10 protein-coding genes are annotated in these 11,524 nt (G+C 65.8%); 7 read left to right on the top strand and 3 right to left on the bottom strand.

Features of this window, described 5'->3' with window-relative positions; translation table 11 throughout:
* Positions 1-13 precede the first annotated feature (13 nt).
* The gene (locus IG171_RS15675; RefSeq protein WP_249203744.1) at positions 14-715 is read left to right on the top strand and encodes a helix-turn-helix domain-containing protein; all 702 of its coding nucleotides are present in this window, start codon (positions 14-16) and stop codon (positions 713-715) included.
* Positions 716-1,471: 756 nt separating this feature from the next.
* Positions 1,472-2,233: a hypothetical protein gene (locus tag IG171_RS15670; protein WP_212128286.1), complete on the top strand. Its 762-nt coding sequence runs from the start codon at positions 1,472-1,474 to the stop codon at positions 2,231-2,233.
* Positions 2,234-2,480: 247 nt separating this feature from the next.
* Here IG171_RS15670 and IG171_RS15665 read toward each other — a convergent pair whose 3' ends face one another.
* The 3 genes from IG171_RS15665 to IG171_RS15655 form a co-directional block, all read right to left on the bottom strand.
* Positions 2,481-2,810 carry a putative quinol monooxygenase gene (locus IG171_RS15665; protein WP_212128284.1) on the bottom strand — a complete coding sequence of 110 codons (330 nt, stop codon included), beginning with the start codon at positions 2,808-2,810 and terminating at the stop codon, positions 2,481-2,483.
* 263 nt (positions 2,811-3,073) lie between these two features.
* Complete coding sequence (locus IG171_RS15660; RefSeq protein WP_212128282.1) at positions 3,074-3,859, bottom strand: SDR family NAD(P)-dependent oxidoreductase; 786 nt, start codon at positions 3,857-3,859, stop codon at positions 3,074-3,076.
* Between the two features lie 92 nt (positions 3,860-3,951).
* Complete coding sequence (locus tag IG171_RS15655) at positions 3,952-4,734, bottom strand: IclR family transcriptional regulator (protein WP_212128280.1); 783 nt, start codon at positions 4,732-4,734, stop codon at positions 3,952-3,954.
* Between the two features lie 164 nt (positions 4,735-4,898).
* Here IG171_RS15655 and IG171_RS15650 point away from each other — a divergent pair, with 164 nt between their 5' ends.
* The 5 genes from IG171_RS15650 (at position 4,899) to IG171_RS15630 (ending at position 11,508) form a co-directional block, all read left to right on the top strand.
* Entirely contained in the window at positions 4,899-5,471 is a 573-nt protein-coding gene (locus IG171_RS15650) for a hypothetical protein (RefSeq protein WP_212128279.1), read from the top strand.
* Complete coding sequence (locus IG171_RS15645) at positions 5,468-7,099, top strand: GMC family oxidoreductase (RefSeq protein WP_249203743.1); 1,632 nt, start codon at positions 5,468-5,470, stop codon at positions 7,097-7,099. The genes IG171_RS15650 and IG171_RS15645 overlap by 4 nt, the downstream gene beginning before the upstream one ends.
* 396 nt (positions 7,100-7,495) lie before the next feature.
* Positions 7,496-8,047 carry a dihydrofolate reductase family protein gene (locus IG171_RS15640; protein ID WP_212128277.1) on the top strand — a complete coding sequence of 184 codons (552 nt, stop codon included), beginning with the start codon at positions 7,496-7,498 and terminating at the stop codon, positions 8,045-8,047.
* A 139-nt stretch (positions 8,048-8,186) separates the two neighbouring features.
* Positions 8,187-8,945 carry an aldolase/citrate lyase family protein gene (locus IG171_RS15635; RefSeq protein WP_212128275.1) on the top strand — a complete coding sequence of 253 codons (759 nt, stop codon included), beginning with the start codon at positions 8,187-8,189 and terminating at the stop codon, positions 8,943-8,945.
* Positions 8,946-9,036: 91 nt separating this feature from the next.
* On the top strand, positions 9,037-11,508 hold the full coding sequence (locus tag IG171_RS15630) for a hypothetical protein (protein WP_212128273.1): 2,472 nt from the start codon (positions 9,037-9,039) through the stop codon (positions 11,506-11,508).
* Positions 11,509-11,524 lie beyond the last annotated feature (16 nt).

Here is an 11,524-nt window from a genome sequence, read left to right as displayed (position 1 = left end):
GGAAGGAGCGGACATGAGGGACACCGCTGAGAAGCCCGCGCCGGAGATCGGCGTCCTCGACCGCAGCGCGGCGATCCTCGCGATCCTGCAGGACCGGCCGGTGACGGCTGCGGAGATCTGCCGGCGGCTCGGATATTCGAAATCGACGACTTACCGGCTGCTGGCCGATCTGCGGACCCATCGGTTCATCGTCCGTGACTCCTCGGGGCTGCTGCGCCTGGGCCCCTTCCCCGGCCGGCGCAGCATCGCCACGACGAACTCCGTGCTCGAATGCCTGCGGACGATGACCGGAGAGTCCGTGCAGCTGTGGGTCCGAGTCGGCGAGGACCGGGTGTGCGTGCGCAATGTCGAGGCCGATCACGAGCTGCGGGTCTCCCGCAGCGTCGGCACGGTGCTGCCGCTCGTCGACGGAGGGTCCGCGGCGCTGGCGCTGTGCGGGCCGGGCAATCCGGTGGAGTTCTACTCGACGAAGCAGGCGAGGGTGGCCGGGACCGCCTCGGCGAGTGTCGCGTTCACGGTCGGGGCGAATGTCTTCGCCCTCTGCGTGTCCTACCCGCTGAGCAGGGAGCCGGAGAACGTCGCCGGCGCCTATCGCAGTCTGCTCGCGCAGGCCGCGAACGAGCTGCGAGCTCTGCTCGACGGTGACGAGGAACTGGAAGTGCTGCGCGACATCGCCCGCCTGGCCCTCGGCGCGAGGAAGCAGGCGGGGGAGTAGGAGGCTGGGGGAGTAGGACTCGTCGGCGACCACGTCGGCGGCCGCCTCGGTGGCGACGTCGAGGGTTGCGTCGAAGACTAGGTTGGTGGCGACGTCGAGGGTTGCGTCGAAGGCCAGGTTGGTGGCGACGTCGAGGGCCACATCGGTGGCGCTCACCTGAAAGGACGAGGCCGAACCCGAAGGGGCTGAGGACGAGCCCGAAGGCGCGCTGCGGATGAACCCGAAGGGACTGAGGGTGAATCTGCCCACTCACGCTCTGCCCACTCACGCTCTGGCGCTTGTGGACCCCGCTTGAGTCACCGCGCTGGATTTCGGCCAGCGTATGGGATTGTGCGGGAGAGGAACGTAGGTGAACGCCTGATATTTCTACACTTGTCTGCCGCGAAACTTCCGTTGACATGGGCGCAGACGCGGTTCCGGAGGGGGCGGCGACTCGGGGTCACTCTTACGTCGACGAGTTGTGGATCAACCCCGACTCGTGCGCGGACGGCCTGTGGGCCCAGCCGTTCCTTCCACAAGGTGGCTTCGGGGCCTTTGCGGTCATGCGCCGATCCGACACTCTTGGTGGCCATGGACTTTCGCATCGAACATCGCAGTTACCCGTCGCTCTTCAGGACCGCGGAGGCCGGAGAACGGGGAATCGGGCAATATCGTCTGAGATTCGACTCGCGCTTTCGGGCGGTCACTGCAGGCATCCACCGCGATGAGGTCAGGCGCATCCGGCATCCGACTCCGAGCTGGGCCGACGATGCATGGATGGAGGAGAGCCTCCGGGTGCGGGCGATGGAGATGATCGTTCCCGGAATAGTCGCGGGAGGCGCCTCGGCGGCTCGTCTGTTCGGGTTGCCCCTGCCGAAGAGGCTGATCAATGAGCACCTGCACCTGGTCACTTTCGACCCGAATCGGAAAGTGGCGCGGAAGGGAATGAGCGTTCGACGCCACGATGTCGAGGAAGCCGGATACTGGCTTGAGCTGCCGATGCAATCACCCGTGGCCGTCTTCGTCGACCTCAGCGCTGTGCTGGCGCGTGATGAGCTCGTCGCGCTCGGCGATGCGATCGTCGGCGGGTGGCATGGCCCGCCTCTGTGCAGTCTCGAGTTCCTGCAAGCGAAGATCTCACAGCGGAAATACCTGCGGCGCCGAGACCGTGTCGAGGCCGCATTGTCCCTGGTCCGTGAGGGAGTCGATTCACCGCCGGAGACGGACCTTCGCCTGTGGGTCATGAGCCGCGGCTTGCCGGAGCCGGTCGTCCATCCCCAGGTCTACTGTCGGTTGGTCGATCGCATCGTCGAGCCGGACCTGGGATATCCCCACGCGAAGCTGGCGCTTGAGTACGACGGCGAACACCATCTGCTGTCCAAGAAGCAGTGGGCCAGTGACATCGCCAGGGACGAGGCGCTGCGGTATGAGGGTTGGGAGGTGCTGAGGGCGACCAGCCGGATGAATCGGTTTGTGCTCGAACGCAAGATTCGACATCACTTGGAGCAGAGAGCCGGCGGTGCTGTGCCAGTCAGGTGATACGCCGATAGCGATGCCGAGCAACAGACGCTGCACTGGAGACGATCAGAGCCGATTTCACGGCAGAGAAATGTATATTTCGAGCCTGGAAACCTACGATACCTTCCCGCTGAAATGACGAACGCCGCGTGCGCTTTGCGAAAGTAGGGTGCGCCGCGCCAGGCAGCCCAGCCCCAGGGGCGCGGGCCTGCCGAACGCGCCGGCCCGCCGAACGCGCGGGCCCGCGCCCCTGGGGCATCGAGTGCTGTCAGTCGATCTGCAACTCGCCCATGGCGTCCCAGCCCTCGCCGTCGATCTGGCGCGAAATGATCTTCGGGGTCGCGGCCAGCGCGCTGTGCATGGGACCGCCTTCTGCGATGGCGGCCTGGAAGTGCTCGGATTTCACGTGCGCTTCGGCCGCGTCCTCGTCGAAGGCCTCGACGAGGACGTATTCGTTCGGATCATCGAGGCTGCGCGACCAGTCGAACCATTTGTTGCCCGGTTCGGCGCGGGTCGCCTCGGTGAACTCGCGAGTGATGTCGGGCCACTGGTCGGCCAACTCGGGTTTGACTGGGAACTTCACGACGATGAAGATCACGGTTGTTCTCCTCTTTCTGTTTGTTGAGTGAGCTTTCTGTCCTGTGGTGTGAGTGCGGAAATATGGTGGACCCGGCCCGGGCGACCGCCCCAGGCGACCGCCCCAGGCGACCGGCCCCGGGCGACCGCCCCAGGCGACCGGCCCCGGGCGACCGCCCCAGGGCGGCCTGCTCGGCCGACCGCCCCAGGCGACCGGCCCCGGGCGACCGCCCCAGGGCGGCCTGCTCGGCCGACCGGCCCAGCCGACCGGCCCAGGCAACCCGCTCAGGAGAACTGCATTCCTCCGTCGACGAGCATGGTCTGGCCGGTGATGTAATCGGAGTCTTCGCCGGCGAGGAAGGAAACCAGATTGGCCACGTCCTCGGGCACGGACACCCTGCCCATGAGGATGTCACCGGCGTACTTCTTGATCGCCTCGCCCTTGGCCAGCCCCTCCTCGGCGGCGAGCTTCTCATCGATGAGGTCCCACATCGCGGTGCCGACTATGCCGGGACCGTAGGCGTTGACGGTGATGCCATGTTTGGCCCACTCCATCGCCGCGCCCTGCGTGAGGCCGCGGACTGCCCACTTCGTCGCCGAATACGGCGAGAGCAGTGCGAAGGGGCGGAAGGCGACGATCGAGGCCGCCCCGATGATCTTGCCGCCGTTGCCCTGTTCGATCATCTGCTTCGCCGCGGCTTGATAGGACAGGAAGACTCCGGTGAGGTTGACGTCGACGATCTTCTCGAAGTCCGCCTTCGAATACTCGATCAGCGGCTCCACCTGAGCGATTCCGGCATTGGCGACGAAGACGTCGAGTTTGCCTCCGGCTTCCACTGCGGTATCGACGAGGCGGCCGAGCGATTCCTCGTCCGTGACGTCGACCTCGGCGCCGGTGGCCTTGCCTCCTGCGTTCTGAATCGTGGAGACGGTCTCTGCCACCTCACCCTTCATGCTCGGCAGATCGGCGACGATGACGTGATGGCCATCGGCTCCGAGCCGCTGGGCGATCCCCTGACCGATGCCCCGTCCCGAACCGGTGACCACGGCGACGCTGTTGGTCGTGCTCATGTCTTCTCCTTGGTGTCTCGTCTTTGAGTGAGCACGATCATTCTCGGCACAGCACCGCGCAGGAGTGTATGCCTCTTCTCATGAGGCGATAATCAGGCGTGTTCGACCACCGGTACCGTCACGGTGCCGCCGCGCAGGTAGCTCGAGGCCAGGCCCGCATGTTCACGCAGCGTCGATTCGATCTCCTTCATCCGCCCCTTCGCCTTCGACGAGGGGGTGCTCATCGCCATCGCCCCGACCTGCATTCCCGCACCATTGCGCACCGGTACGGCCGCACAGGTCTGGCGAGGCAGGAACTCGTCGTGTTCCCAGGCGATGCCGCGGGTGGCCACCTCGGCGAGGTGATCGTTGAGGATCTCCCGGTTGATGATCGTCTGCGGGGTGAGCACCGCCATCCCCCGCGCATCGAGGTACTCGGTGCGCTGAGCGGCCGGCATGGCCGAGAGCAGGATCTTGCCGAATGCGGTGGCATGGGCAGCTTCGTGGAACCCGAAGCGAAGGGGCCGCAGACGCGGATGCTTCTCGCAGTCCGAGCAGTAGGTGAGGATGATGTCCGAGCCGCGATAGATGGCGAAGTAGGCGGCCGTGCCCAGCGCCCGGTGGAGTTGGTCCGTGATCTGGCGCAGGGGGAATGGCGCGACGAGGCGCTGCTGGAAGGACAGGCCGAGTTCGAAGCATTTGGGCCCGAGTTCGAAGCGCTTGGACTCCTTGAGATAGACGAGGTACCCGGAGTCGGCGAGCTCGTTGAGGAGTCGGTAGACGGTGGGAAGGGGGATCTCAAGACGATTGGCGACCGTCTTCGCGGCGGCGCTGCCGGTAGCGGCCACCGCTTCGAGGACGGAGAAGACTCGCTGGATGACGGCGCTGTTCGACACGTGGCCTCCTCGGTTTTTCATGTGGTGAGAATGAGGATAGTCCATTGTGTTGTGGTTCACATAGGTTGCTGGTGACGGTCGGATGCGGTCGCGGTGGGGCCGCGCCCGATCAGGAGCAGAGATCGCTCAGGAGCAGAGACCGAACAGGAGCAAAGGAGCATCCGATGGCATTCCCCGCAAAGTACCCATCGCTGAATGCGATGGAGATGACCGATGAGGCCCGACAGACCCTCATCCGCGTCTTGCGTGTGGCCTTTCCGCACGCTGATTTTCCCGACGGCCCCTACGAGCGCACCGCTGACACCCTCATCGTCGCCGCAGATGAGGAGACCTGGTTCAGGGTAGCCCTCATCCAGGGGCTGCTCTCCCTCGACCAGCTCTCCGACGGTGACTTCTGCGGACTCGATGACGAGGCCGCGCTCAAAGTGCTGCGGAGGATCGAAGGCACAGAGTTCTTCGGATTCGTCCGCCGCACCGCGGTGCTCAACCTCTACGACGACATCGAAGTCTGGGACAGGCTCGGGTACGAGGGTCCGTCGTTTGACAAGGGCGGCTACATCAACCGCGGTTTCGACGATCTCGACTGGCTGCCCGAACCGCAGATCGTCTACCCGGAGGACGAGCCTCTGCCCGAGCTCGGCGAGGGTGCCCGAGCCAAGGCACGCAGCGCCGCCGCTGACGACTCGACGAATCAACCGGCACCGCAGAGTGCCGATATGGGTGAGGTGAAGAAATGATGACCGCGAATCCGCGAACAAGCCAGAACTCGACCGCCGCCGAGGCCGGGCGCAGCGTCACCGGTTACAGCATCGATCCTGATGAGGAATCCGTCGTCATCATCGGCTCCGGGGCCGGTGGGGGAACGCTGGCCTACGAGCTCACGGCGAAGGGGATCCCCGTCGTCGTTCTCGAAGCGGGGCCGTATCTGCAGAACGAGGACTACGTCAACAACGAGTGGGAGGCCTTCAACCAGATGGCTTGGCTCGATCCCCGGACCACGACCGGATCCTGGCGGATCGCCCGCGACTTCCCGAACCTGCCCGCCTGGATCGTCAAGGCCGTCGGCGGCACGACGACTCACTGGTCGGGGGCGACACCGAGGTTCAAGGACCACGAGTTCAGACCCCGCAGTGTCTACGGACGCATCGACGGAGCGAACCTCCTCGACTGGCCGATCACGCTCGAGGAGATGGCACCGTACTACAACCGAGCGGAGAAGGCGATGGGGTCGACCCACGTTCACGGTCGACCCCCACTGCCGGCGAACAACAACTACAAGGTCTTCGCCAACGGCGCGAAGGAGGTCGGCTACCGGTTCTACGCCACCGGCCCGTACGCCACGAACGCCGAAGAATACGACGGTCGCCCCGCCTCCATCCAGGACGGTTTCAATTTCCAGGGTGATAAGAACAAGTCCAAGTGGTCGACCCTGGTCAGGGAGATCCCGCGCGCCGCGGACACCGGACTGCTCGACCTGCGACCGGAATCCCAAGCCGTCCAGATCACCCATGACGCTCAGGGTCGGGCCGATGCCGTGCTCTACCTCGATAAGGACGGCAACCTCCACCGGCAGGCCGCGAAGATCGTGTGTGTAGCCGGCAACTCGATCGAGACGCCGAGGCTGCTCCTCCTGTCCGGCACACCGTCGTTCCCCGACGGGCTGGCGAACTCCTCGGGGCACGTGGGCAGGAACTATATGCGTCACCTGACCGGAACGGTGTGGGGACACTTCGACAAGCCGGTGCGGATGTACCGAGGCGAGACGATGGCCGGCGTCATCGCCGATGAGTCGATCCATGACCCCGACCGAGGTTTCTCCGGCGGCTACTACATGGAGACGATCTCACTGGGGCCGGCGTTCATGGCCTCCTTCGTCGAACCAGGCGGATGGGGTCCGGACTTCGCGGCGCTCATCGACCGCTACCTCAACACGGCAGGCATGTGGATCGTCGGAGAGGACATGCCGCAGGAGACGAACCGGGTCAGCCTCAACACGACGGTCAAGGACCAGCACGGACTGCCTGTTCCGAACGTCCACTACGATGATCATGCCAACGACCTCGCGATGCGTGAGCACGCCTACGCCGCTGGTCAGCGCGTCTACGAAGCCGTCGGCGCGAAGACATGGCATCACACTCCGCCGTATCCGTCGACGCACAACCTCGGCACCGCCCGCATGAGCGAACGTCCCGAGGACGGAGTCGTCGACAAGTGGGGTAGGACCCATGATGTGAAGAACCTCTTCGTCTCCGACGGATCGGTCTTCACCTCCGGTGCAGCAGCGAACCCGACGCTGACCATCGTTGCTCTGGCCATCCGGCAGGCCGAGTACATCGCCGAGGCGCTCCGGACGCAGGAACTGTGAGCACGCCACGATCGGATCTGAGCTCCTGACTGGACCCGCGGTGGTGCTGTGCCGGTCAGGAGCCGCGCCGGTGGCGGTGCCCAGCAGCCGGTGCTGCACCGGTGACGGTGCCGAGCAGCCGGTGCTGCACCGGTGACGAGCGAGCGGGCTCGTTTCGCGGGAGCGAAGTGTATGTTTTGAGACTGGAACCCTACGATTCCTTGCCGCGAAAACCGGGAACGGCAGAACGGCACCGTGTCAGCCCAGCGAAAGTAGGATGCAGGGAGACCGACACCGATCCTGCCGAGCTCGTCAAGTGCCAGCGCCACTGCCACCGCCGGCGCCACTGCCGGCGCCACTGCCGGCGCCACCGCCGGCGCACCGACGAGCGCGGCAGTCACAGGAGGACACCGCATCGTGCCACGCACCGTCTACTACACCGCCGTCACGCTCGACGGCTTCATCGCCGACCCGAACGATTCGCTCGAATGGCTGCTGCGGCAGACCGAGGAACAGCCCGACGACGGCTTCTTCGAGGGCGTCGGTGCGATCGTCATGGGGTCGACGACGTACGAATGGCTGCTGCGCAACCTCGACGGGCCGTGGCCGTACACGGTGCCCACCTGGGTGATGACCCACCGGAACTCAGCGCTGCCGGAGAACGGCGAAGACGGGAAGAAACCTGATATCCGCTTCGCACAGGGACCGGTCGCCGACCACTACGTCGAGATGTGCACGGCCACCGGCGACCACGATCTGTGGGTGATGGGCGGGGGAGACCTCGCCGGCCAGTTCGCCGACGAAGGATTCCTCGACGAGATCATCACCTACACCGCCCCAGTCGTCCTCGGCAAGGGGCGCCCGCTGCTGCCGCGACGCCTCGACCTCGAACTCATCGAAGCCGGATACAGCGGCCCCTTCGTCATCGCCCGCCACCGTGTCATCGGCCCTCTCCTCGAGGACGGCTGAGAGAGTCTGACCAGGGCCGTCCCCGCGCCGAGGCGGCCCCCGCCGTCCGTACGCGGCGTCGGGCCGCCTCGGCGAGGTCGTCCATCCGTATGCCGGGCAGCTCTGGCGCGGCTGAGCGCTTCCGTGATTCGATGCAGACATGACTGCAGCGATCGAGAACCATCGGGCCCGCCTGCGCGCGGGGGAGACCTTCAACGGACTGTGGATGATGTCGACGAGTCCGGAGCTTGCGAAGATCGGATCGGCGGCCGGATTCGACTATGTCTGTCTCGACCTGCAGCACGGGCTGGTCCGTCCCACCGATGTGCTGCGGCTGACCGATGCCGTGCGTGCCAGCGGGGATGCGCTCGTGACCGCGCGGGTCGCTGCGAACCGCTTCACCGAGATCGGTGCGCTCGCCGACGCCGGCGTCGAAGCGATCATCGTGCCCCTCGTGTCCTCCGTCGCCGAGGCGGAGGCCGCCGTGGCCGCCCTCGACTATCCCTCCCGCGGAGGCGACCGCTCCTGGGGTCCGACCGCCGAGATCATGCACAACGCCGTGCAGGACACTCGGGATGAGCGCCCGCTGCTGTTCGTCATGATTGAGAACGCCGAGGGGCTCGCCGCGGTCGAGGACATCTGTGCTGTTCCGGGCGTCGACGGGATCTATGTCGGGCCCTCCGACCTCGCCTTCGCCGTCGGTGCCCTGCCGGGGCAGCCGAACGACGCCCACGCCGAGGCGCTCGTGCGGATCCGCACCGCCGCCGACGCCGCCGGGGTGGTCCCCGGCATCCACTGCGGCGATGGGACCGAGGCCAAGCTGCGCAAGGATCAGGGTTTCCGGTTCATCACCTCAGCGGGAGACATCGGTGCTGCGGGACGGGCCTTCCGGGAGGAGCTGGCCGCGGCGAGGGAATGAGTCAGCGGAGCCCGGTGCTGCGTCGCGGGCATGCCGGTGAGGATCGTCGACGGGTGGAGGAAGCACTCGGGGCCCACTAGGTTGTTCCTCCATGACGACGAAGCGGCCTCTGCGGACAGTGGGTGCTCTGGCACTGTGCTCGGTTCTTGTGGCGGTGGCCGCTTGTACGAACAGATCCGACGACCCGCTCGACTACGCTGAGGCGACGATGCTGACCGGCGCCGATATCGGTGCCGATGACCTGGCCGGTGTGAAGCTGATCGGCGGCATCGCACTGGTGGCCACCACCGATCATTCCGGGGGCAGGCTCGCCGCCATCGATCTGACGACCGGCCGCGCGATCTGGAGCGCCGATGACGGGGACCCCATCCTCGGCGGTGGTTCTGCTGTCGTCGACCTCAGCAGTCCCCACGACGCTGCGGAACCCGTCGTCCGCGACCACGGCAGGGGCGAGTTCGACGTTCTCGTTCCCTATCGGACGACCGCCCACATCGATGCAGGTGGGACGGACGAACCTGTGAGCCTCGGTGTGGCGTCCCTGTCCGGGGCCGACGGCCGGGCCCAGTGGCTGAGTGAGCCGCTCATCACCGATGACGAGCATGCGGACAAGCTCATGGCTCGCCCGGTCCTGGCCTCCGACGACACAGTTGTGGCGGCCAGCGCGCAGCGGAACAGGGCGGGTTCGCTGACGACGTGGGCGATCGATGGAAAGTCGGGAAGCACCCGCTGGACGACGGACGATGTCTGGCCCACCGCTGTGAGCGCGGATACGGTCGTTGTGGAACCGACGACCGATGTCGATCTGCTGTACACGGACGAAGGTCCGGAGCGGAAGGAGAACACAGCACCCAGAGGCGTTGATGCCGAGAAGGGGGATCTGGTTTGGGACCTCAGCGACAGGTTCGACAATGCCAGGATCCGAGCCGCAGCGGGGGACTTTGCCGTCGTCCACGCCGATGCGGGTCATGACGAGGGTGAGGCTGCCTCCGATGACACCCCGGCCGGTCCCACGACTGAGCTGATCGGGATCGATGAGGGCTCGACGGCAGAAGGCCTCGACGATTTCGCCGACTGCACCGCGAGCTCAACCCTGATCGCCTGTGCCGACGACGGGCAGCTGACCGCAGCAGATGCCTCTGACGGGGCCATCGAACGGTCCTCGCCCTATGGCTCGGGTGCGGACAGCAGCGATTGGGAGATCGTCGATGTCTTCGGCGACACGGTCGTCGTCAAGGATCAGACCGACGATGACGATCGCATCCAGGCTCTGGATCGCACGGGCAGAGTTCGTGCGGAGGACATCGCGGGAGCTCCGCAGGCGATGAATGAGGACTATCTCGTCTCCTGCGCCGAGGAGCGGGCGAAATGCGGGTTCCATGCGGCTGAATCGGACTCGGGTCTGGATCGCCGCACCGCAGCGGGCGCCCTGCCGCTGACCTTGAGCGACCCCCTTCCGTCGAGCATCGCGGATTCGAATGGAATCGATTTCCTCGATATCCGGCACGTCAACGGAGTCGCGTTGGCTGACGAATCGGTCATCATCGCAGGGGCCAGAAAGGCGTATGAGGACCCCGTCGTCGCGGTGGTCGAGGCCGACACTGCGGATCCGATCTGGACCCTCGATCAGTCCACGGAGCTGGAGACCAGAGCAGGAGAGCAGGTCGATCCGATCTTCCGGCTCTACGGCAACCCGTCGATCATCGACACCGCCGACGGGTTCTCGCTTCTCATGGCCGCGAAGTCAGGAGGCAGGAGCGGCGTGGCGTCCCTGGACGGAAAGACCGGTGACCTCGAATCCTTCCACCGCCTCGGCGGCGAAGACGGTGATGTCGACCTGCACGTTCCGACCAGCACGCACGCGGCCATCGAAGTCAGCGACAAGGAATCTCGGAGAACCGTTCTCGTCGACTATTCCTCACCGACGAAGCCGCAGAGCGTGTGGACACAGGAGGGGCTCGGCCCGGTCAGCCTCGGCGAGGATTCGGTGGTGGTGCGGAAGTCCAGTGGAAGCGGAGCCGAAAGAGAACTCGAAGATGTCCAGCTGCTCGACCTGGCCGAGGGCAAGGACGTCATCTGGGATTCTGCGAAGGTCAGGGACGGCGAACACCCCGGAACCGTCATGCTCGAAGCGGGCATGCTCATCGTCAACTGGCCCGACGGCACCGAGGTCGTCGACGCTGCCAGCGGCGAGAGCCTGGGGTCGATCGGCAAGAGGCTCAGCCAGTGCACAGCGGAAGAGTCCAGGGTGATGTGCGACAGCACTCCCGACCCTGACAGCCAGAGGCTCGGCTCGCCCGTTGTGCTCGAACGGACGAAGTCCGGCGTCGACGTCGCCGAGGTGCGGGACCGTTTCATCAACGGGATATCCGGGGCGTATGACGGTCGGTTCTTCGTCGATCTCGAAGGGGGTGCGGCGTCGATGGACAGCCTCGGCGCGGTGATCGATTCGGATCTGACCGGCCGGTTCCATCACGTCAGCGACGACGGATATGCACTCTTCATGACCTGCCACCCGCGCACCTGCACGACGGATTCCAGCTGGGACATCCGGCGCGTCGACTAAGGCGAGGATCATCGAC

It is taken from the genome of Brevibacterium sp. SMBL_HHYL_HB1, assembly GCF_018208375.1.
GTDB lineage: Bacteria > Actinomycetota > Actinomycetes > Actinomycetales > Brevibacteriaceae > Brevibacterium > Brevibacterium intestinavium.
The sequence above is the reverse complement of the archived record's forward strand: the minus strand, read 5'-3'. Positions and strand labels throughout refer to the sequence as shown.